The organism is Pedobacter sp. MC2016-24 (assembly GCF_015223055.1).
Lineage (GTDB): Bacteria > Bacteroidota > Bacteroidia > Sphingobacteriales > Sphingobacteriaceae > Pedobacter.
Map to the genome: position 1 here is coordinate 377,605 of NZ_JADFBX010000003.1, position 23,565 is coordinate 401,169.

The following is a 23,565-nucleotide window of genomic DNA, read 5'->3' on the forward strand; positions in this document are numbered from 1 at the left end:
TTGGTACTGGTGGAAAAAGAGCGTATTTTAGCACAATATATGCCGGTTGATGCGGTTCCGATTATTGCCAGATGGATTGATTATTTTCAATGTGAATTTAAAATTTCAAAAGGCAGGACAACAAAACTTGGTGATTACAGGCATCCTTACCGTGGTGAAGGACACAAAATATCTGTGAACAATAACTTAAATGTGTATCAGTTTCTGGTAACTACAGTTCATGAATTTGCACATTTGTTAACCTGGAACGATTATCAAAATAAGGTTAAGCCTCACGGAGAAGAATGGAAGCATAATTTTAAAAGAATGATGGCGCCGTTTTTAAATCAGGAGATTTTTCCTGCTGATGTCAAACATGCAGTGGTCAGCTATCTGAACAATCCTTCTGCTGCCAGTTGTACCGATCTTAAACTATCCAGAGCCCTGAAAAAGTATGACCAGCCCCTGGATGTATCCCGGTTAGAAGAGATTCCGATGGATGCGATATTCAGCATCAAAGATGGAAGACGTTTTAGAAAAGGGGAACGATTAAGAAAACGTTACCGGTGCATTTGCCTGGATAATGGCAATATCTATTTGTTTAATCCCTTAGCGGAGGTCAAATTATCAGCAACAGGTACGTAAACGGCCTCATGATCTTTTATCTCCCAATTGAAATTGAGTTTTCTGGCATTAAAATGTCTGGGATCATTTTGTAAACTGTCGATTAATAAATCGGGTTCTTCTACCAGTATACTTGCACTATATCCGTTCGGTATTTTTCCTTTTAAAAGCAGATGTCTGGCATCTGGTAATTGAACAAGTTTATCAAATACCAGTTCAAATTTGTTGACGCCGGCCAATGCATCTTTGAACATCACAATCTTTTCTGCATAAGGATTTAGGGTCTTATCCTGAGGGTTTTTCCTTTCGGAAAAACTTTGTCTTGCCAGGCCGGAAGAGTCGGGCCCTGATTTTTCTTCAGTTTTAAATACGATATTGTTTCTTAAAAAACTACGCTGATCACTGAATTGTGTCAATCCGCTTTTGAGCCGTGTTTGTCGCCTGCGAACCAGCAATAGACTGTCATTTTTTAGGTAATATGTTGATGTTATTTCACTTATTCCTGCGCTACTGGTATGTTCTACGTAGCATACCGGCTGCTGGCCGTTATTTCGATATTGATCAACAAATAAAGATTCGTCTGGCGTAATCTTAAAGACCAGGCTACTTTCTTTTGTCAAAGCAGGCAGACTGGCGTCAATGGAATCCGCATAGTTTAAGATTTCCTGCGCTGACATGTTCATCACATCATTATGTTTCACCAAATCGGCTTGCGGATGTTTGGGGCCGGGATTGCAGCCGCTGAAAAAAAGAAGACCCATTGCTGACCATAGTAATGCTTTCATATTTGCGCTTTAAACTTTAACAGACCATTATCGTGCCTTCTTTTTTTCTTCCCATAATTTAGCAAAGGATTTAGGTGCTACTTCTGGCATTGTACGGTATTTTCCCCAGATTTTTTTGAACAGGAATTTTAAGAAGAAGTTTTTGATTTTACCCCCCACGCTGTCCATCCTTGAGCGCTTAAGCATGCCCACTTTCCATATCTTCCACCCAATATCTTCGGTTTTCGTATTTTCATGTGTGGCAGCTGCATCTCTTCTGTTGAGCAATAACATTTTGTGGATGTCTATTTTAACCGGACATACCTCAGAACATTTCCCGCAGAGACTAGAGGCATAGCTGAGGTGTTTAAAATCTTTCATTCCCTTTAAATGCGGTGTAATGATCGATCCGATTGGTCCGCTATACGTTGTATTGTAAGTATGGCCACCAATATTTTTATAAATAGGGCAGGCGTTTAAGCAAGCCCCGCAGCGAATACAGTATAAGCCCTGCCTTTGTTCCTTTTGTGCCAGTAAATTAGTCCGGCCGTTGTCCAGTAAAATGACATACATTTCCTCGGGGCCATCTGTTTCTTCTGCACTTCTCGGGCCACTCAATATGGTATTGTAGACCGTCAGGTTCTGACCTGTTCCATGGCTGGACAATAAGGGCCAGAAAAGGTCCAGATCTGCCATGGAAGGGATAACTTTTTCAATGCCAACGATGGCAATATGAATTTTGGGAAAGGTGGTACAAAGCCTTGCATTACCTTCGTTCTCTGTCAGCGCAATGCTACCGGTGTCGGCAATTAAAAAATTGCCACCTGTGATTCCAATATCCGCGCTCAGATATTTTTCCCGCAAAAGTTCTCTTGCTTTTTGAACGAGTTGCTCCGGACTATAGTCCAGCGGAGTACCAAATTTTTCATGAAATAATTTGGCAATTTCCTCCTTACTCAGGTGCATTGCAGGAGTTACAATGTGATAGGGCGCTTGTCCCAGTAACTGGACAATGTATTCCCCCAAATCACTTTCCAAAGATTCTATATCGTGTTTTTCCAGAAAATCATTCAAATGAATCTCTTCTGTAGTCATAGATTTGGATTTGATGACTGTCTTGCCCCCGTTTTTATGGATGATATTTAGAATTTCTTTCTGAGCCTCTTCTGCATCATTGGCCCAGATTACCTTTCCTCCACGGCGCTGAAAATTAGATTCGAACTCTGGTAAAAATTTATCCAGGTTCTCCATCACTCTCCATTTAATCACATGAGCCTTCTTTTTAGAGTTCTCCAGATTTTCAAATCTAGACAGCCCGCGCTCAACTGCAGTATTATATTTACCGATATTGTGATTAATTGTTTTGCGATGCCCTAAATCAAAGGCCTTCTCATCTGCTTTAACTAAAAATTCTTCAGATACCTTCATCATTTCCAAATATAAAAATAAATAAGCTTAAGCATGACGCAGCGACTTTTAAATATAGGTTTTAAACAAAAAAGACCATATTACCCTGGTAATATAGTCTTTTCACGATAGGATATGTGATTAATTTTTCTTTGTGCCGTCTTCGTTTTTATCAACTACGGGTCTTTTAGCTCCGTTTGCAAGTTCCCATGCCGTAAAATAAACCAACTTAGCTCTTTTAGCTAACATTGGGAAATCAATTTTACTAACCTCATCTCCGGGTTGATGGTAATCATCATGTACGCCATTGAAATAGAAGATGACGGGTATGCCATGTTTGGCAAAATTGTAATGATCTGAACGGTAGTAAAAACGATTGGGATCTGTACGGTTATTGTATTGCTCATCCAGTTTAAGTCCAACATAATCTTTGTTGGCCTTTTTACCTATGCGGTCCAGATCCGTACTTAACATGTCCGAGCCAATGATGTATACGAAATTGTTATCGTCTGCATGGGCCTTATCGCCACGACCAATCATATCAATGTTCAGATTGGTGATGGTTTTTTCCAAAGGAAAAACCGGATGTTCCGAATACCATTCCGAGCCCAGCAAACCTTTCTCCTCACCGGTTACGGTCATAAAAAGAATACTTCTTTTAGGACCTTTCCCTGCTTTTTTTGCCTTTGAAAATGCTTCGGCAAGCATCAGTATACCTGTTGTTCCCGAGCCATCGTCATCCGCACCATTGTTGATCTTGTCTTCACCTTTTGCCTCCGGAGTAATTCCGATATGATCATAGTGCGCAGTCAAAACCAACAGTTCGTTTTTCAATTTGGGATCAGAACCTTCCAGATATCCCAGAACGTTTTCTGCCCGGACTTTTTCTGCTGATTTTTTCGCGCTCGCGGTCACCGTAATGCCCAGTTCCTGAGAAGCAGGTTTGCCGCTTTCAGTTATTTTCTTTTTAACAGCCTCTAAATTGGTATTGGCTGCCTTTAATAATTTATTGGCCAGGGTAGTGCTGATGTTGATTACTGGAATACCTTTGGTCGTACTTAAACGCTCCAGGTTTTCCTTCGTTTTCATCATCACTTCCTCCTTTTGCAGATAGGCTTTAAGCTGGTCAGGAATATGATCTACCTCCGTATCTATGACCAATACAGCGGCAGCTCTATGGTCATTGAGGTATTTTAACTTCGCATTCAGGGCTGAGGCCGCATTGCGGCCTGTAGGCGTTCCAGAAGGATCTCCATCCTTGATCAGCATCACAACCTTCCCTGTAACATCCAGTCCTTCATAATCATTATAACCATCTCTGGTCAAGCCATAACCTACAAACAAAATTTTGCCTGCATTAAAAGCAAAGCCATCCGCCGATACCTGATAAGGCATGACATAATAATCTTTTAAAGCTTCTTCCGGTTGCCCATCAACTGTTAAAATTTGTGATAAGGTATAGCTGGCCATGTCTATCGGTTGAAAGTACTCCCCATTCACTGGGCCTTTCAATCCCAGACTTTTAAAAAAATCCCTGATGTAATCTGCTGCCATCCAGCCACCTTTTTTACCAGTTTCCCTGCCTTCATAAGCATCAGAAGCCAATACAGACAAATGTTTGTAAGCATTATCTTTGTTGATGCTCTGGCTAAATTTAATGGCATCTTTGTTCTGGGCTGCAGCAGTGCATCCTAAAAACAAGACCAGGCTTGTATATAGCAGTTGCTTTCTCATTAGCAGGATATTTTATTTACGCGGGTTCCGTGTCTTCCACCTTCAAAAGCTGTGGTCAAAAAGGTGCTTACCATTTCTTTGGCCAGATCTTGAGATACAAACCTGGCTGGTATACAAATGATGTTGGCATTGTTGTGTTGTCTTGCAAGTGATGCAATTTCAGTTAACCAGCAAATGGCTGCTCTGATTTGCTGATGTTTATTCGCTGTAATGGCTACGCCATTGGCACTTCCACAAACCAATATTCCAAATTGATAAGCTCCGCTTTCTACCGCATCAGCAACGGGATGTGCAAAATCCGGATAGTCAACAGAATCTGGTGCATATGTTCCGAAATCTTTAACCTCGTAGTCAGTTAAAAACGCTTTCAGCATTTCTTTGTATTCAAATCCGGCGTGGTCGGCACCTAGTGCAATGGTTGGTTTTGTTTGCGTTGACATCTTTGCGATCTTATTGTTTAAATGTTATTTTTTTATTTTGGCTACGCCATAAAGTTCTTTGTTTCTTTTGCGTTCAATATTTGCAGAGATAAAGATACTTACTTCATACAAAATAAAGAGCGGCAAAGCAACAACAAGCATCGTAATAATATCCGGCGTTGGCGTTACTATTGCTGCAATAACCAAAATACATACTACTGCATATCTTCTGCTCGCGCGCATAAACGCTGGGGTCATGATGCCGAATTTAGATAAAATGTAGATGATTACAGGCAGCTGAAAAATGATACCCGAGCCTATAGTTAACGTAGATATCGACGATAGGTAGGACGATATGGTAAATGTATTCTCAATTTCCTTACTCACAGTAAATCCAGTCAGGAAGTTAACCGACAAAGGACAAACGATATAGTAGCCAAATAAAATCCCGAGAAAGAACAGTACAGAGGCAAAAGTTACAAAACTACTTGCTGACTTGCGCTCATTGTCATGTAAAGCCGGTTTAATAAATAACCAAAGTTCAAACAATAAATAGGGGATCCCAAGCACAACACCAACCATAATACATGAATTGATCTGGAGCGTAAACTGTCCTGCCATTTCTGTATTGATAATTTTGGCATCGATATGCGTGATACAAAAATCTGAGCCGATCAGGTTTGGAAATGCTGCGGCCATTTTACACATCATCCTATAGGTCCAGAAGTTGGGATTTTTAGGTCCCATTATCAACTCATTGAAAATAAAGTCCGAGAACCAGAAAGCACCAATTGTAAACAATACGATGACCAGTAATGCCCGCAATAAATGTTTTCTCAATACATCAATATGGTCAAAGAAAGACATTTCTGCTTCCAGGCTTTTTCCTTTTTCTTTTATCGCGCCGATCAGGTCGCGTTTTGTAGGCTCACTCATGTATGTTATTTGTAAAACAAAAATACCATTCTATTTTGTCAGAATGGTATTTACGTTTAAAATCTATGAAATAGTTTTTTCACCAGTATATAATTTTTTTTCACTACTCAGAGAACTCAAAAGTTTCCATAAACTTAGTTGTAAAATTACCAGCCCTAAAGTTAGGATCTTTCATTAGTTTTAAGTGAAAAGGTATCGTAGTTTTTACACCTTCTATCACAAACTCGCTCAATGCACGCTCCATAGTACTGATGGCTTCTTCGCGGGTTTGTGCCACGCAAATTAGTTTTGCAATCATGGAATCGTAATTGGAAGGAATCTGATAACCGGCATAAACGTGTGTGTCAACACGGACACCATGTCCACCCGGAGAGTGGAAGTTAGTGATCTTTCCAGGACAAGGTCTGAAGTTGTTGAAAGGATCTTCAGCATTGATCCTGCACTCAATCGCGTGCATATCCGGCAAATAGTTCTTTCCGGAAATCGGAACGCCTGAAGCAACTTTAATTTGTTCTTTGATCAAATCATAATTGATTACCTCTTCGGTTACCGGATGCTCTACCTGGATCCTGGTATTCATTTCCATGAAATAGAAGTTGCGGTGTTTGTCAACCAAAAATTCAATTGTTCCTGCGCCTTCATATTGTACAGCAATTGCACCTTTGATCGCAGCCTCACCCATTCTTTCCCGCAATTCAGGAGTCATGAACGGAGATGGCGCTTCCTCCACCAGTTTCTGGTGTCTGCGCTGGATCGAACAATCACGTTCTGAAAGGTGACAAGCTTTACCGTACTGATCACCAATAATCTGGATCTCGATGTGACGTGGGTCTTCAATGTATTTTTCAAGGTACAATCCGTCATTACCAAAGGCAGCACCTGATTCTTGTCTTGCGCTATCCCAGGCATTTTCAAAATCCTCATCTTTCCATACCACACGCATTCCACGGCCACCACCACCGGCAGTAGCTTTCAGAATTACCGGATAACCCATTTCATTGGCTATGGTAATTCCTTCTTTTACGCTTTCCAACAAACCTTCTGAACCTGGTATCGTCGGAACGCCTGCCTTTTTCATGGTTTCTTTAGCTGAGGCTTTATCACCCATGGAATTGATCTGCTCAGGAGTTGCACCAATAAATTTAATTCCATAATCGCGGCATACAGATGAAAACTTAGCATTTTCAGATAAGAATCCGTATCCCGGGTGTATGGCGTCGGCATTGGTCAGTTCGGCAGCCGAAATAATGTTTGGAATGCTCAGGTAAGAATCCTTACTTGGAGGAGGTCCAATACAAACGGCTTCATCCGCAAAACGCACATGTAAACTCTCGCGATCAGCAGTAGAATAAACAGCTACGGTTTTGATGCCCATTTCTTTACAGGTACGAATAATGCGCAACGCAATCTCGCCTCTGTTGGCAATTAGTATTTTTTTAAACATATATTTTTTCCTTTTCGTCACCCTGAATGTATTTCAGGGCCTGTATTGAATATGAAGATGCTGGTATGAGCCAGCACGACGGATTAAATCGGTTCTACTAAGAATAAAGGTTGGTCGTACTCTACTGGTGATGCATTGTCTACAAGGACTTTTACAATCTTACCTGAAACTTCACTTTCAATTTCATTGAAAAGTTTCATCGCCTCAATGATACAAACTACTTTACCCACAGATACTTCATCACCTACGTTTACAAATGAAGGTTTATCCGGGCTCGAAGAGCGGTAGAAAGTACCGATCATCGGAGACTTAACAGTAATGTATTTTGAAGTATCTTCTACGGCTGCAGCAGCCTGAGTTTCTGTCGGAGCAACCGGAAGTGGTGCAGCAGCTGTAGCTACTGGTGCCGCAACCTGAACCGCAGGTACAGTTGCCTGAACAATTGTAGGGGCCTGATTGGTTTTGATTGTTATTTTGAAGTTTTCCTGCTCAATAGCAACTTCATTTACGCCCGAACGAGAAACAAATTTAATAAGTTCCTGAATTTGTTTAATATCCATTTTTTAGGTTATTTAGAAAAATAGTACTTCTTTAGAACTATCTAAGTTAAGATTATTTATTTTATAAAATTAGTACGCCCACTTGATGTAAACAGAACCCCAGGTAAATCCACCTCCAAAAGCAGCAAGAATAATGTTGTCGCCTTTTTTCAATTTACTTTCCCATTCCCACAAACATAACGGAATTGTACCATTCGTCGTATTGCCATAACGCTGTATGTTGATCATAACTTTCTCAGAACCGACACCCATACGTGATGCTGTTGCGTCGATAATGCGCTTATTGGCCTGATGCGGAACCAACCAGGTCACGTCATCAGAAGTCAGGTTATTGCGATCCATGATTTGGGCGGCAACTTCTGCCATATTGGTTACTGCAAATTTGAACACTGCCTGACCTTCCTGATACACCACGTGCTCGTTATTGTCTACCGTTTCATGACTTGCAGGTCTGGCCGAACCACCTGCTTTTTGATGCAGATATTGCCTGCCTGCTCCGTCACTTTTCAGTACAGAATCCATAATGCCAAGACCTTCTTCATTAGGCTCTAAAAGCACCGCACCGCAACCATCGCCAAAGATGATGCAGGTTGTACGGTCTTCATAATTAATGATAGAAGACATCTTATCTCCGCCAACTACTAAAACTTTTTTGTGTTTTCCAGATTCAATGAATTGTGAACCTGTAGATAGTCCGAAAATAAATCCCGAACATGCTGCCTGAAGATCGTAACCCCAGGCATTTTTTGCACCGATCTTATCGGCTAATATATTTGCTGATGCCGGAAAAGGAAGGTCTGGCGTAGTGGTGCAGAAAATGATCAGGTCAATTTCTGCAGCCCCGATACCACGTTTTTTAAGCAGGCCGTTCACCGCATGTACTGCCATGTCCGAAGTTCCTAAACCTTCACCTTTTAATATTCTTCGCTCCTTGATTCCTGTTCTGGACGTAATCCATTCGTCCGTAGTATCGACAATTGATTCCAGCTCCTTGTTGGTAAGCACGTAATCTGGAACGTAACCATGAACAGCTGTAATCGCAGCGTGAATTTTACTCATTTTATCTTTAATTATTTAAAAGCAGCTTGTATTTTCGCAACCAAGCCAGTTGTAATCATGTCTCTGGACTGAAGAATCATATTCTTTACTGCCGTAGGACTAGAGATGCCATGGCCAATCACGACTGGTGCGTTTACACCAAGAACGGGACTTCCACCATAGTTTTCATAGTTAAAGCGGTCAAAAAACTCATCTTTCATTTTCCTTTTCAGGGTCAGAACATAAAATGATTCTGCAAGTTTAAGCATTACATTTCCGGTAAAGCCGTCTGTAACAATCACATCCGCTTTGTCATTAAACAAATCCCTTCCTTCCACATTTCCCACAAAGTTAAACAACTGGGTATCCTTCATCAAGGGGAATGTAGCCATACTGAGCATGTTCCCTTTTTCATCTTCTTCTCCAATGTTCATTAAGGCTACTTTCGGATTGTCAATCTGCATGACATATTCTGCATAAAGACTGCCCAATACACCAAACTGAAGCAATACATCTGGCTTGCAATCTGCATTTGCACCAACGTCCAGCATCAGGCCAAGGCCTCCGCTAAGTTTTGGAAGAAAAGTCGTAATACAAGGCCTGATAATGCCCGGGATAGTTTTAACACTAAATACGGCACCAACAAGCATTGCACCAGAGTTTCCAGCGCTTGCAAATGAATCCAGCTGCCCATCTTTGAGCATTTTGAATCCTACAGAAATACTTGAGTTTGGTTTTTGAACAATAGCCTTAGTGGCATGTTCGCCCATACCAATCACTTCTTCGGTATGAACATATTCAAAGTGATCCGGATTGAATCCGTTTTCAGAGAGTAAAGGCTTAATCTGCTGCGTATCCCCTATAAGCACTATGTGCTCCTTTGGAGATAACAATTGATGGGCTGCTATTGCTCCTAAAACATTAGCTTTAGGAGCATAGTCTCCGCCCATTATATCGAGACCTATTTTCATAGTAAAAATCAGTTTGTGTTTCAGGCAAAATTGCCGTTTTTCTAAGTTCCTAAGTTAAACGTTCGCCAACTTAAAACACAAACTATTTTTCAAGAAAATTAACCTATTGAGGTGTTTTCAATAACCAATTTACCGTTGTAGTACAGGTTACCATCAACGTTGTAAGCACGGTGAGGAGTATGTATTGCACCTGTTGTCTGACAAGTAGCTAAAGAAGGAGCTTCTGCTTTATAGTGAGTTCTTCTCTTATCTCTTCTGCTCTTAGAAATCTTGCGTTTTGGATGTGCCATTGCTAATTTATTTAATTATTATTTTAATTTTTTTAATGCTGCCCACCTTGGGTCTGCATCTTGTTTTTCTTCTTCTTGTTGTGATCCTACAGCCAGTCTTTCCAGTCTTGCAATCATCTCCTGATCACATTTCTGTCCGTTGCCGTTTTCCTCACATATTTTAATATAAGGTACCGCTACAGTAATGAATTCATAAATCAGTTCCGATACATCGATCTCACTTTCTTTTTTGTTGATTACCATGATCTCCAGATCATCGCTCTCTAATTCATCTTCGGCAAATTTTACAATTTGTCTTTCCTGTATTTCAATTGGAGCCTCAAATTCAGCCAAACATTTGTCACAATCTAATACAATGTTTCCTTTGATACGGAAATGCAAAATTAGCATTGTTTCTTGTTTATCTAGCTCAACCTCCGCAGTTAAATTTCCTTTTTTTACTAAAGAATACTCAAAAGCGTCAAAAAAGCTGTTATCAATCTCAAAGTCAAACAAATGTTTGCCAATTTTTAAGCCGGTAAAAGGGATCGAAAATTGTTTTAGTGGTTTCAATTGTAACAAAATTTTAGCCCGCAAATGTAGGGATTATTTTTATTGACTGCAAATTTATTTAATTACCTCTTTTTAAGACGCATCGTCTTTGATGTCAAATTGTGTTTCAGTGATTTTTCCACCACCTTTCAATTGGCTCCTCAACAGTTCTTCCTGCTCTCTTCTGTTCTTCACAATGTGTATGGCCGCAAAAACAGCTTCGATAAAAGATGATGGGTCTGCCAGGTTTTTACCTGCAATATCATATCCCGTCCCATGATCCGGTGAGGTTCTTACAATTTTTAGACCTGCAGAGTAATTTACCCCGGTTCCAAATGCAATGGTTTTAAAAGGAATCAAACCCTGGTCGTGATACATCGCCAGTACAGCATCAAATTGTTTGTGCGTGCCTTTGCCAAAAAAGCCATCGGCAGGGTAGGGGCCAAAACAGATCACACCCTTATCAAAGGCTTCCTGTATGGCCGGAATAATGATCTCCTCTTCTTCTTTGCCAAGCAACCCGTTATCACCCGCATGCGGATTTAAACCCAATACCGCAATTTTCGGTTTTTCCTTCCAGAAATCCTTTTTCAAACTCTCATTCATCAGCAAGAGTTTTTTAACGATCTTTTCTTTAGTGATGCTCTGCGAGATTTCCTTTACCGGAATATGTCCGGTCACCACGCCAACGCGGATGTCCTCGCTGATCATGAACATTAATACATCCGAACTGCTGCTGCGCTCCTGCAAGTATTCGGTATGCCCGGGAAACTTAAAGGTGTCAGACTGTATGTTATGTTTGTTGATCGGTGCAGTTACCAATGCATCAATTTCCCCTTTTAACAAGGCATCGGTTGCTTTTTCCAAAGAAAGCAAGGCGTATTTTCCACCGGTTTCATTCGAAACTCCCAGTTCTATTTTAACGTCTTCTTCCCAGCAATTGATCAGGTTCGCTTTCTTCGGATTTGCCGAATTGGTATCGTTAATCACATTAAAAGCGAAATCGCCCAGGCCTAATGCTTTACGATGATAAGAAGCTACTTTAGTATGGCCATATACAATTGGTGTACAGTATTCAAAAATACTGTTGTGTGCCAAAGTCTTAAGAATGACTTCCAGACCAATTCCATTTGTGTCTCCTATGCTGATTCCGATTTTAATTTTATTACTCATACCCAATTAGAAATTTAGCGCAAATTACAGTTTTTCACCTTAATTCATCATAATCTTAGTCTGATACTCATAAATCTTTAATATTTTGCGGCCTTATAAAGAGATCATATGAGTTTGGTGAGGGCAAAAAAACATTTAGGGCAGCACTTTTTAACAGATAAAAAGATTGCGGCCAAAATTGTAAATGGTTTGGTACATACCGACCAGTATAAACAAGTGCTGGAGGTCGGACCGGGTATGGGGATTTTATCAGATCTTTTACTGGAACGTGAAGATCTGGAAACCTTTCTGATCGATATTGATGTGGAATCGTATCATTTTTTGCAGGAAAAGTATCCCCAGTTAGGCAATCGGCTGATTAACGGCGATTTTCTGGCCTTGAACCTTTCAGAAATATTTAAAGAGAAATATGCCATCATTGGAAATTTTCCCTATAACATTTCATCGCAGATCCTCTTCAAAATATTAGAAAACAGGCAAAACGTGGTGGAGATGGTTGGCATGTTTCAAAAGGAGGTTGCAGAACGATGTGCTTCCAAGTCCGGTACCAAAGATTATGGCATTCTTAGTGTGTTGATCCAGGCCTACTATGATATCGAGTATTTGTTTACAGTAAAACCAGGTACTTTTAACCCCCCACCTAAAGTAAACTCCGGAGTGATCAGGTTAAGCCGGAATGCGGTTGAAACCTTGCCATGCGATGAAAAGTTATTCTGGCGAACAGTAAAAGCCGGGTTTAACCAACGTAGAAAAACACTGCGAAATGCTTTGTCGGGCGTAGTACCTAAGGACAAAATGGACGATCATACTTTTTTTGATAAACGTGCCGAACAGCTTAGCGTAGCCGAATTCATTGCTTTAACACAACATTTAACACAACTTACTCAATAATATGAGCAGAAGAATTCTGATTGTCGACGATTTACACCCTGCTTTTAAGGATAAAGCGATTGAACTGGGTTACGAAGTGGATGATAAACCGCTAATTACCCGCGCTGAAACCATGGCTGTTATAGATCAGTATATTGGTATAGCGGTGCGGACAAAGTTTAAAATTGACCGGGAATTGATGGAAGCCGCACCTGCCTTGAAATTCATCGCACGTGCCGGCGCCGGACTCGATAACATTGATGAAAATTTTGCCCGGGAACGTAACATCGCTTTACTTAATGCACCCGAAGGTAATATGGATGCTGTTGGCGAACATGCCACTGGTTTATTGCTCAGTCTGATGAATAATTTTCGGAATGCGGATATTCAGATTCGTAATGGTATCTGGGACCGTGAAGGAAACCGCGGCTATGAACTTAAAGGTAAAACGGTGGGGATCATTGGCTATGGTTTTATGGGGAAAAGTTTTGCTAAAAAGCTATCTGGCTTTGAAGTTAACGTAATCGCTTATGATAAATATAAAACAGGTTTTTCAGATGCTTATGCCAAAGAAGTGAGCATGGAAGAAATTGTAAAACATAGTGACGTATTGAGTCTCCACATTCCGTTAACTTCAGAGACCAGACAAATGGTCAATGAGGAATATCTCTTTCATTTCCGAAAACCAATATTTTTTATCAATACAGCAAGGGGTGAGGTGGTAAATACCCAGGCTGTACTCAATGCCATCCAGAATCATAAAATTATAGGAGCCGGACTAGACGTACTGGAAGCTGAAAAATTCCCTGCGTTGGCTACGCAGGATTGGTATGCAGAACTTAAGTCGTCTGGTAAATTGATCCTTACCCCACATGTTGGTGGCTGGACATTTGAATCTTACCGTAAAATATCTGAGGTATTGGCTGCTAAATTAGCCGCACTGCCTAGTTAAAGTACTTATAAACTAAGCTTTTCAACCAGATCTTGTAGCCTTATAACCGCTACAAGATTTTTTTTATCTAAAATTCCCACCTATATCATCTTTTCAGGTTTAAGCCTGATCCGGTTTTAGTTCAAAAAATGCCTGAATAATTGGCGAAATGAGCTTTATTGTTCCTGTTTTTTAATTTTTTTTCATGTTTGTTTAGCGTATCACAGCTAAAAGCAGAATCACTGCTAACCCCATCTTGATCAGCGAAAAGCCATTTTTAACTTTGTTGTTGAAGCGTATTGGTCTTTAGTCTATCTATTTGTTTTACAGTGTTTTATGTTATTTTTATCTTGCTCGTTTGGTTTTTATGAGATAGTTTTACCCTCCATTTATATTTCTAACCAAGATAAAAAAAATGAAAAGAAGAATTACCCTGCTCATTATGATCTTTCTATCTACTTATGTAATGTCCTTCGCCCAGGATAGAAACATAAGGGGGATCGTGAAAGACAAACTCGGCGTACCAATACCTGGTGCATCCGTGAAAGTTAAAAACTCAAAAACCGGAACGTCTACGTCGGCGGATGGCCAATACGCCATCAGCGTTCCTGCCAATGCCGTTCTTATTTATTCGGCAATCGGATATACCTCACAGGAGGTTTCCGTAAACGGTCGCAACCAAATTGACATCAACCTCGCAGAGTCGGAACAAGGCCTGTCGGAGGTGGTCGTAATTGGCTACGGAACAAGTACAAAAAAAGATGCTACCGGTGCCATTTCCAGTGTTAAAGCCACACAACTGGAAAATGAAAACCCCCAAAGTGTATCCGATATCCTTAAAGGGAATATCGCTGGCCTTTCTGTAAGTATGAATACCAGTGCAAAGGGTGGTGGAAACTTATTGGTACGTGGAAAAACCACTTTAAGTGCAGGTACATCTCCATTGATTGTATTGGATGGCATTATTTATAACGGACAACTTTCAGATATCAATCCCAATGATATCGAAACTGTAGATGTGCTGAAGGATGCAAGTTCACTTGCTGTATTCGGTGCAAAAGCAGCCACGGGCGTCGTGGCAATTACAACTAAAAAAGGAAAAGGCGATAAGCCGACCATAAGTGTCAATACCAATTTTGGTCTTGCAACACTTGCGCAGAACATGAGACCTTATGATGGGCCCGGATTCATCAACTGGCGTGGAGATGTGTTGAGAAGTGGTGGAGTTACCGCTCCATATCTGTACAACGATCCGAGAAGCCTGCCTGAAGGCGTAACTATAACACAATGGTTGAATGGGCAATCCGGCGATCCTGTAGATCTCTGGTTAAACAGGCTTGGACTTACGGCCAATGAAAAAGCCAATTACCTGGCCGGTAAAACTGTAAACTGGTATGATGAGATTTTCAGAACCGGTCTCCGTCAGGATCATACCCTGAGTATGAGTGGCAAAAAAGACGAAATCAGTTATTACATGTCTGTGGGGTACCAAAAAAATGAAAATGTCATCAAAGGAGGAGAGTTTAGCACCTTCAGATCAAGAGTTAACCTGGAAGGAGCCGCAGCAAAATTCCTAACCGTAGGTATGAACCTGCAGTTTGCTGCGCGTGATGAAGGTTCTATTCCTGCTGTCTGGACAGAACTTACCAACCTTTCGCCTTACGGTGATATGTATCAGGCAGATGGTACTTTACGTAGAATCCCGACGGATGACAACGGATTGAACGCAAGAAATCCATTTCTTAACATGACTTACAATGATCGCATGGATAAGCAGAATACCTTATTCGCCAGTCTGTATGCCAAAGCAAAATTGCCATTCGGAATCACTTACCAGCTGAACTTTAGTCCCGGACTTGATTCTTACCGTACCTTCAACTATAGTTCATCAAAAAACCCAAATGTGACTACCATAGGTGGAATCGTAACCAGGGCAGATGAAACCCGATACAACTGGCAGATTGACAATTTGTTAAAGTGGAACAAAACTTTTGCAGATATCCATAGCTTTGATGTGACTTTATTGGCCAATGCCGAAAAATACCAAACCTGGTGGACCGAGGCTGCAAATCAGGGAATGGTTCCTGATGACCTTCTGGGATATCACAACATCGCCAGCGGAAGTAAAGCTTCCGTAAATAGTGAAGATAAAGTTTATACCGGTGATGCCTTGATGGCGAGGTTAAACTATAGCCTGATGCAACGTTATGCCCTGACTTTATCTGTCCGTCGCGATGGTTATTCTGTTTTTGGGGTCAATGCAAAACGAGCAACCTTTCCGGCAGCAGCTTTTGCCTGGACTTTTACTGAAGAGTCATTTGTTAAACAATTGAAATGGTTAAACTACGGAAAGTTGAGACTGTCTTACGGTATCAATGGTAACCGTGATCTCCGTAATCCTGATAACGGCACCGTTGATCCTTACGCGGCTTTATCTCAGCTAAACATTGGAAAATACCAAACCGTAAATGGTTCAGGAGCGGCTTCTGAGGTAAATACCGCCAGCATCAATACCCGCTTAAGCAATCCTGATCTTAGATGGGAAGAAACCGCCTCACTAAACGCAGGACTTGATTTCGGTGTGCTAAACAACAGACTCAACGGATCAATTGATGTGTATAACAAAAAAACAACTGATTTGCTGGTTAGACCAGCATTGTCTACCGTTACCGGTTATTCAAATTATTATTCTAACCTGGCCGAAGTAAACAATAAAGGTCTGGAGATTAGTCTGAACAGTCGCAACATTACAGAAGGCAAAGTAACCTGGAATACCAGTTTTAACTTCTCTCTGAATAGAAACAAGATCATCAGGCTGGCTTCAACTTCCAATGAGCCTGCAAACGGATGGTTTATCGGAAAAGATATCGATGTAATCTGGGATTATAAGATTCTTGGCGTTTGGCAGGAAAATGAAATGACTGAGGCTGCTAAATATTCAAAATCAGCGATTAAAGCGGGTGATTTTAAACTGGAAGATGTAGACGGAAACTATTTGTACGATGACAATGATAAACAATACCTGGGCTATAAGACTCCTCGGTTTATCTGGGCAATGAGAAATGAGTTCAATCTGTTCAAAAGCTTTGATTTTTCATTCCAGCTCATCTCAAACTGGGGACAGCAACGTCAATACAATCAGGCAAAAAATCAGCCTGGAAGTGTAGGCTTTGCCCGGATGACATCATACATACAGCCTTATTGGACACCTTCAAATCCAATCAACGATTATGCCCGTTTAAATTCAGGAACCAGTGGAACCAGCTTTACCGTTTTTCGTAAAAGTTCATTTGTACGGCTAAATAATGTGGCCCTGGCTTATACCCTGCCTCAAAGTATTTTAGAGAAGGTAAGGGTGAAAAATGCTAAAATCTACGTCAATGCCAATAATGCGGCAGTATTTTCCAGCTGGAAATACTGGGATCCTCAAAATGATCCGGATGACGGCCCTACGCCAACATTTTACACACTTGGTCTTAACATCTCATTATAATGATCTTAACCCATATGAATACATTTAACAAAAAAATCATAGTATTTGCGTCTTTGGCACTGATCGGATCGGTGGGATGTAAAAAAAGTTTTCTTGATTCAGATCAGCTCTCACAATATTCTCCAGAAACTTCCCTAGGTAGTGTGGCTGCATTAAAAGCTGCGCTGAATGGTCTTGGAGCAAATGTCAGACAAGAATATTTTGGAGATTCTGCTCCGATGCTGACTGAATCCATTTTTTCTGATGTTGCTGTAGAAGGAACCACAGATAAAAGTACACCAGCACAGGATCTGGTATCCAGGATTACGCCTGATGCCAACCTAAACAGCGATGACTTTAATAAAATCGGATGGTACTGGGAACAGGAGTTTCGTGGCGTGAGGCTTGCAAATACAGTCATTACCAATATCGACAGGCCGACCTATGTAAATGAAGCTGAAAAGAATGCAATTCTTGGATCTGCTTATTTCTATCGTGCTTATCATTATTATAGATTGGTACACCAGTTCGGTGACGTACCTTTAAATTTAAAAGATATAGATGCACCAAAGGATGATTATTACTCTACAAAACGTGAGGTCATTCTGGCAAAAATGAAAACTGATCTGGAGTTTGCACGCAATTCAGTTTCAGATAATGTAAATAAAGGAGAAGTCACCAAGGGCGCAGTTAATCACCTGTTGACAAAAATTAATCTGGCTCTAGGTAAATTTGATGATGCCATTGCTTCAGCAAGCAGTGTAATTAACGGGAGCCCGTATGGACTGATGACTGCTCGTTTTGGAAGTACTGCCGGAGACCTCACTAAAAATGTAGTCTGGGATTTGCACCGCATGGATAATAAAGCCCTGCCAAATAATAAAGAAGCTTTGTTCCTGGTGATCGATAGAGAAACGCTGCAAGGCAATACCAATTTAGGTTCTCAGCTGATGCGTAATACCGTGCCTGCCTGGCATTTTGCCAACTTAAAAACGCCTTATGGAGGTACTGCAATCACAGATGCGGCCACTGCCGAAATTCCATTAACGCGGATGTACGGGCGTGGGATCGGAAGGTACCGCGGAACCTCTTACAGCACCAAACAGATCTGGACAGACAATACAGATTACCGTCATGCCAAAGGAATGTGGATGGATATGACTGATCTGGTATACAACAACCCTGCATTGAAGTCTTCTAAAATAGCGGAAGAACGGGATTTGTACGGTAAGCCTTTGGTTCAATACGATGCCAGCAACATCAAACAGATGTTCACTAACGGATCTCTGGATACGATCAGACATTGGTTTGGCTGGCCACATTACAAAGTGTTCATCAACTCAACCAATGCACTGGCCAACGATCCAAACTGGAATCCACCACGTGGAACCAATACAGATTGGTATGTGTTCAGGTTTGCAGAAACACTTTTACTAAGGGCAGAGGCTTATTATTGGAAAGGAGACCTGGGTTTGGCAATGCAGGATATCAATACCTTAAGGGCGCGGGCAAACGCCAGATTGTTTACCGATGCGTCAAAAATTACCATTGGTACAATTCTGGATGAGCGTGCAAGGGAGTTGTACTGGGAAGAACCGCGTAAAACCGAACTCACCAGGATCGCTTATATTTTTGCACAAACCGGTAAAGCGGCTTATAACGGGAAAACTTACACCCTGGCAAATTTCTCAGAAAACAATTTCTTCTATGATAGAATCATCGAGAAAAATGATTTCTACAGAAACAACGTACCTACACTGCAAGGTGTAAATTACAGGATTGCTCCTTACCACGTCTTATGGCCTGTGCCTGCAAGTGCACAACGCTTCAACGTAAATGGCCGCATTAACCAGAATAAAGGATATACTGGTTACGAAAGTAACGTTCCGGCGCTGGATAAAATTCCAGATTAATCGCATTCAATCACAATTCTTTACGAACATTCTGGTACACACAGCCAGAATGTTCGTATTTAGCAAGCGCTTACCAGTATGAAGTCGGTTAGGACAGGAATGGAAAAGCATAGCCAAATAAAAACCCAATTGAAATGAAATCAATCCTATTTTTAACAGCCTTGCTTAGCGTAGGCATGGCTAAGGCGCAAAAAATAAATGTGCCTAAAGCATTTGCCGATGCTGGCAGACAAACTGAAGTATTGCTCCAGGAAATCAAAAAAGATACGCTGGCAGCGAAGAAAAACTTAGTCTCACCAAGAACCGTTGAAAATGGAAAACTGGTGATGGTAAACTCCAGAGACTGGACCAGCGGTTTTTTTGCTGGTGAACTTTGGTTCTTATATGAACAAAGCAAAAACGAAAAATGGAAAGAACTGGCCAGAACCTATACAGAGAAAGTCAAAAAAGAGCAATTTAATACCGGAACGCATGACCTTGGCTTTATGATGTATTGCAGTTTTGGTAATGGTTATCGACTGACCGGAGATACTGCTTATCGAAATGTAATCATTCAATCTGCAAAATCCCTGGTCAAAAGATTTAATCCGGTTGCCGGCGTAATCCGCTCCTGGGATCATAATGGCGCCAAATGGAAATATCCGGTAATTATCGACAACATGATGAATCTCGAACTGTTGTTTGAAGCAACGAAGTTAACAGGAGATTCCAGTTTCTATAAAATTGCCATCAGCCACGCTGATGTAACGCTTAAAAATCATTTCAGACCCGATTTTAGTTCCTGGCATGTGGTAGATTATGATGTGCAGACAGGTAAAGTGATCCAGAAAGTTACCGCGCAGGGCTATAGTGATGCGTCTGCCTGGGCAAGAGGACAAGCATGGGCCTTGTATGGCTACACCATGTGTTACCGGGAAACCGGCAATAAAACCTATCTGGCACAGGCCAACGGTATTGCCAATCTGATTTTAACAAACAAATCTACACCGGAAGATGGCGTCCCTTATTGGGATTACAACGACCCGGCTATACCAAATACATCCAGAGACGCTTCGGCTGCAGCCATTACGGCATCGGCATTGTACGAACTTGATGGCTATTCAACAGGAAAAGGTTACCGTAAAACGGCCGACAAGCTGCTGTATACTTTAAATAAAAAATACACCTCAAAACCCGGAAGTAACAAGGGCTTCATACTGGAGCACAGCACAGGTCACAGACCTGCAAAATCAGAAATTGATGTGCCCATTAACTATGCTGATTATTATTACCTGGAATCTTTATTAAGAAGTGAAAAAAAATAACAAGAACATGCGCAATATTTTTATACTCCTAGCTACACTTACCAGCAGCACACTTTTTGCACAAACCGCTACGGTTTACACTACGGCAGCGAAATCAGAACTGCGACTTTCCAAAGCCGGTACATTAAGTTTTAAAGAAATGAAGCAACCCCTGGAAACCCAGGTTTGTATTTTCGTTGATCCCGATAAAAAATTTCAGTCGGTTACGGGTATTGGCGGTACCATAACCGACGCTACTGCTGAAACCTATGCCAAACTGAATAAAGCAAGTCAGCAGGAATTTCTAAACGCTTATTATGATCAGGGTAAAGGGATCGGCTATAGTCTGGCCCGTACCACCATTCACAGCAGCGATTTTTCTAGCGGAAGTTATACTTATATCAAGGAGGGGGATGCCGCACTTCAATCTTTCAGCGTTGCACACGATCAGCAATTCAGAATTCCATTGATTAAACAGGCAATTAAGGCCGCAGGGGGTAAATTACCGCTGTTTGTGAGTCCATGGAGCCCACCTGCATTTATGAAAAGCAATAAAGACATGTTGAAAGGTGGTCAGCTGTTGCCTCAATATCGGGATGCCTGGGCAAATTATTTTGTGAAATTTATAAAAACCTACGAGTCCTTAGGTATTCCAGTATGGGGCCTTACCGTTCAAAATGAGCCGATGGCCACCCAAAAATGGGAGTCCTGTATCTTTACTGCCGAAGAAGAAAGAGATTTTATTAAAGAACATTTAGGTCCAACGCTTCAAAAGAATGGATTGGCAGATAAAAAATTAATTGCATGGGACCACAACCGCGACCAGATCTATCAACGCGCCAGTACCATCCTCAAAGATCCTGAAGCTGCAAAATATGTTTGGGGCATCGGTTACCACTGGTATGAAACCTGGACAGGCAGCGACATGCTTTTTAACAATGTTAAACTCGTGCACGAAGCTTTTCCCGATAAGCAATTGATGCTAACGGAAGGTTGCGTAGAAAAGTTCAACGTGGATAGTTTATCCAGGTGGGACCTCGGCGAGCGATATGGTTATTCCTTAATTAATGATTTCAACAGTGGCGTTACTGCGTGGACAGATTGGAACATGTTACTTGACGATAAAGGTGGACCAAATCATGTAGGCAACTTCTGCTTTGCACCGCTACATGCAGACAGTAAAACCGGTAACCTGATTTATACCAATTCCTATTATTACCTGGGTCATTTCTCTAAATTCGTTCGTCCGGGCGCATCCAGAATAGCCAGTTCTTCCAATCGCGACAAGCTCCTTACCACTGCCTTTGTTAATCCTGATGGTAAACTTGCCGTGATCGTGATGAACCGAAGCAACCAAAGTATTCCGTATTATTTGTGGATGGGAGGTAAAGCCGCAGAGACAACGAGTTTACCACATTCCATTTCTACATTTTTGATCCCATAACGTCCCAGCAGATTATGTTTAAAAAAATAAATATCCACACCCTCAGCCTATGCTGCACTTTGATCCTGTTCTTTTCCAGTACGTCCCGGTTAAAAGCCCAAGGTTTTTTAAAAGCCGAAGGCACAAAAATTGTAAATGAAAAAGGTGAAAATGTTCTATTGCGGGGTATTGGACTCGGCGGCTGGATGCTGCAAGAAGGTTATATGCTCAAAGTTAATAAAGAAGGGCAGCAATACCGCATTAAAGAAAGGCTGGAAGAATTGGTGGGCCAGCGTAAAACTCAGGAGTTTTATGAGGCCTGGCTGGCCAACCATACCCGTAAAGTAGACATCGATTCGATGAAAGCATGGGGCTTCAATTCGGTTAGACTGCCCATGCACTATAATTTATATACGTTACCGATAGAAAAGGAATCGGTAAAAGGGCAAAATACCTGGTTGGAAAAAGGTTTCGCTATGACAGATGCTTTGCTGGCCTGGTGTAAGGCCAACAAGATGTACCTGATCCTTGACTTGCATGCTGCGCCGGGTGGCCAGGGTAATGACCTGAACATTTCAGACCGCGATCCTTCAAAGCCATCTTTGTGGGACAGCCCTGAAAATCAGCAAAAAACAATTGCTTTATGGAAAAAACTAGCAGATCGGTATGCAAATGAGCCCTGGATAGGGGGATATGACATTCTTAATGAACCCAACTGGGGATTTGAAGATCCTAAAAATGATAAAAACGGAACAAAGGAAAAAGTCAACGCCCCGCTGAAAAAACTGATGACCGAGATTACCAAAGCGATCAGGGCCGTTGACCAAAAACACATGGTGATCATTGAAGGAAACGGATGGGGAAACAATTACAATGGCATCCTTCCACAATGGGATGATAACATGGTGCTGAGCTACCATAAATATTGGAATTACAATACACAGGAGTCTATAGCGCATATGTTGAAAGCGAGAAAAGAATTTAACATACCGGTTTGGTTAGGTGAAACCGGAGAAAATTCCAATGTATGGTTCACAGAAGCCATTCGCTTACTGGAAACCAATAATATCGGATGGGCCTGGTGGCCATTGAAGAAGATTGGGTCCAATAATCCAATGGAGATCAAATCCAACGCAAACTATAACCAGGTAGTTAATTACCTGAATCAGGGCGGCGACAAACCAAAGGAAGCTGATGCACATCAGGGCTTAATGGAATTGGCCGCTGCTGCGCGTTTGGAAAATACAATCCTGCATCGCGATGTGATTGATGCGATGATCCGCCAACCCTTTTCTGTACAAACCAAACCGTTCAAAAAACATGATGTTGGTCAGCATACGCTGATTCATGCGGTAGACTATGATCTGGGCCGTAATGGCATTGCTTATTTTGATACAGATACGGCGGATTATCACGTTTCAACCGGAAAAGGTACTCCGGGTAATCGCGGACGTGTATACAGAAACGATGGGGTAGATATTTTTAAGGATGGCGACCAGTTTTATGTTGGCCATATAGAAGCTGGTGAATGGTTGCAATACACAGTGAACGTACTTAAAAAAGGGACTTACACCATTAAACTAAAAATTGCCGCTGCAGAAAGCACTGGCCAGGTTAGCATCCTTGTCAATGGCCAGGTCGTCTCGAAAGCGCAGGCTATTCCCACTACCGGTGGAGAACAAAACTTTCAATTTCTGGAAGTAAAAGGAATTGTGTTTAACCAGGGCAAGCAAACTTTAAAGATTTTAGCTGATATTGGTGGTTTTAATTTTAGCCAGATTCAATTGGTTAAAGAATAGTAAC

The 23,565-nt window shown here is 41.4% G+C and carries 20 protein-coding genes; 8 read left to right on the top strand and 12 right to left on the bottom strand.

Annotated elements, in window-relative coordinates; all coding sequences use genetic code 11:
* Positions 1-9 precede the first annotated feature (9 nt).
* Positions 10-624 (top strand): SprT-like domain-containing protein, encoded by a 615-nt coding sequence (locus IM797_RS09980; protein ID WP_370583074.1) that lies wholly within the window; start codon positions 10-12, stop codon positions 622-624.
* Here the strand turns inward: IM797_RS09980 and IM797_RS09985 are convergent.
* The 12 genes from IM797_RS09985 to pdxA form a co-directional block, all read right to left on the bottom strand.
* A complete protein-coding gene (locus IM797_RS09985) occupies positions 573-1,388 on the bottom strand; it encodes a hypothetical protein (RefSeq protein ID WP_194126968.1) in 816 nt (271 codons plus the stop codon). The genes IM797_RS09980 and IM797_RS09985 overlap by 52 nt on opposite strands.
* A gap of 27 nt (positions 1,389-1,415) precedes the next feature.
* On the bottom strand, positions 1,416-2,798 hold the full coding sequence (locus IM797_RS09990) for a LutB/LldF family L-lactate oxidation iron-sulfur protein (RefSeq protein ID WP_194126969.1): 1,383 nt from the start codon (positions 2,796-2,798) through the stop codon (positions 1,416-1,418).
* 117 nt (positions 2,799-2,915) lie between these two features.
* Positions 2,916-4,508: a M28 family peptidase gene (locus tag IM797_RS09995; protein WP_194126970.1), complete on the bottom strand. Its 1,593-nt coding sequence runs from the start codon at positions 4,506-4,508 to the stop codon at positions 2,916-2,918.
* On the bottom strand, positions 4,508-4,948 hold the full coding sequence (gene rpiB, locus IM797_RS10000) for a ribose 5-phosphate isomerase B (protein WP_194126971.1): 441 nt from the start codon (positions 4,946-4,948) through the stop codon (positions 4,508-4,510). Before rpiB ends, IM797_RS09995 begins: the two co-directional genes overlap by 1 nt.
* Before the next feature lie 24 nt (positions 4,949-4,972).
* Positions 4,973-5,863: a twin-arginine translocase subunit TatC gene (gene tatC, locus IM797_RS10005; protein WP_194126972.1), complete on the bottom strand. Its 891-nt coding sequence runs from the start codon at positions 5,861-5,863 to the stop codon at positions 4,973-4,975.
* A gap of 103 nt (positions 5,864-5,966) precedes the next feature.
* Positions 5,967-7,307, bottom strand: a complete 1,341-nt coding sequence (gene accC, locus IM797_RS10010; protein WP_194126973.1) for an acetyl-CoA carboxylase biotin carboxylase subunit — start codon at positions 7,305-7,307, stop codon at positions 5,967-5,969.
* 83 nt (positions 7,308-7,390) lie between these two features.
* On the bottom strand, positions 7,391-7,867 hold the full coding sequence (accB, locus tag IM797_RS10015) for an acetyl-CoA carboxylase biotin carboxyl carrier protein (protein ID WP_194126974.1): 477 nt from the start codon (positions 7,865-7,867) through the stop codon (positions 7,391-7,393).
* Positions 7,868-7,936: 69 nt separating this feature from the next.
* The gene (locus IM797_RS10020; RefSeq protein WP_194126975.1) at positions 7,937-8,926 is read right to left on the bottom strand and encodes a beta-ketoacyl-ACP synthase III; all 990 of its coding nucleotides are present in this window, start codon (positions 8,924-8,926) and stop codon (positions 7,937-7,939) included.
* 11 nt (positions 8,927-8,937) lie between these two features.
* Positions 8,938-9,876 carry a phosphate acyltransferase PlsX gene (gene plsX, locus IM797_RS10025; protein WP_194126976.1) on the bottom strand — a complete coding sequence of 313 codons (939 nt, stop codon included), beginning with the start codon at positions 9,874-9,876 and terminating at the stop codon, positions 8,938-8,940.
* A 98-nt stretch (positions 9,877-9,974) separates the two neighbouring features.
* On the bottom strand, positions 9,975-10,166 hold the full coding sequence (gene rpmF / locus IM797_RS10030; protein WP_048903635.1) for a 50S ribosomal protein L32: 192 nt from the start codon (positions 10,164-10,166) through the stop codon (positions 9,975-9,977).
* 18 nt (positions 10,167-10,184) lie between these two features.
* Positions 10,185-10,718, bottom strand: coding sequence for a DUF177 domain-containing protein (locus IM797_RS10035; RefSeq protein WP_194126977.1), 534 nt, complete (start codon positions 10,716-10,718; stop codon positions 10,185-10,187).
* Positions 10,719-10,790: 72 nt separating this feature from the next.
* Complete coding sequence (gene pdxA, locus IM797_RS10040) at positions 10,791-11,870, bottom strand: 4-hydroxythreonine-4-phosphate dehydrogenase PdxA (RefSeq protein WP_194126978.1); 1,080 nt, start codon at positions 11,868-11,870, stop codon at positions 10,791-10,793.
* A gap of 108 nt (positions 11,871-11,978) precedes the next feature.
* On the opposite strand from pdxA, the gene rsmA reads away from it, so the two are divergent.
* From rsmA to IM797_RS10075, 7 genes are all read left to right on the top strand, one after another.
* Entirely contained in the window at positions 11,979-12,761 is a 783-nt protein-coding gene (rsmA, locus tag IM797_RS10045; protein ID WP_194126979.1) for a 16S rRNA (adenine(1518)-N(6)/adenine(1519)-N(6))-dimethyltransferase RsmA, read from the top strand.
* A gap of 1 nt (position 12,762) precedes the next feature.
* Positions 12,763-13,692: a 2-hydroxyacid dehydrogenase gene (locus IM797_RS10050; RefSeq protein ID WP_194126980.1), complete on the top strand. Its 930-nt coding sequence runs from the start codon at positions 12,763-12,765 to the stop codon at positions 13,690-13,692.
* 394 nt (positions 13,693-14,086) lie between these two features.
* On the top strand, positions 14,087-17,164 hold the full coding sequence (locus IM797_RS10055; RefSeq protein WP_194126981.1) for a SusC/RagA family TonB-linked outer membrane protein: 3,078 nt from the start codon (positions 14,087-14,089) through the stop codon (positions 17,162-17,164).
* Positions 17,165-17,178: 14 nt separating this feature from the next.
* A complete protein-coding gene (locus IM797_RS10060; RefSeq protein WP_194126982.1) occupies positions 17,179-19,056 on the top strand; it encodes a RagB/SusD family nutrient uptake outer membrane protein in 1,878 nt (625 codons plus the stop codon).
* A 134-nt stretch (positions 19,057-19,190) separates the two neighbouring features.
* Positions 19,191-20,360, top strand: coding sequence for a glycoside hydrolase family 88 protein (locus IM797_RS10065; protein ID WP_194126983.1), 1,170 nt, complete (start codon positions 19,191-19,193; stop codon positions 20,358-20,360).
* Positions 20,361-20,367: 7 nt separating this feature from the next.
* Positions 20,368-21,783 (top strand): glycoside hydrolase family 30 beta sandwich domain-containing protein, encoded by a 1,416-nt coding sequence (locus IM797_RS10070; RefSeq protein ID WP_194126984.1) that lies wholly within the window; start codon positions 20,368-20,370, stop codon positions 21,781-21,783.
* 14 nt (positions 21,784-21,797) lie between these two features.
* The gene (locus tag IM797_RS10075) at positions 21,798-23,561 is read left to right on the top strand and encodes a cellulase family glycosylhydrolase (RefSeq protein WP_194126985.1); all 1,764 of its coding nucleotides are present in this window, start codon (positions 21,798-21,800) and stop codon (positions 23,559-23,561) included.
* Positions 23,562-23,565 lie beyond the last annotated feature (4 nt).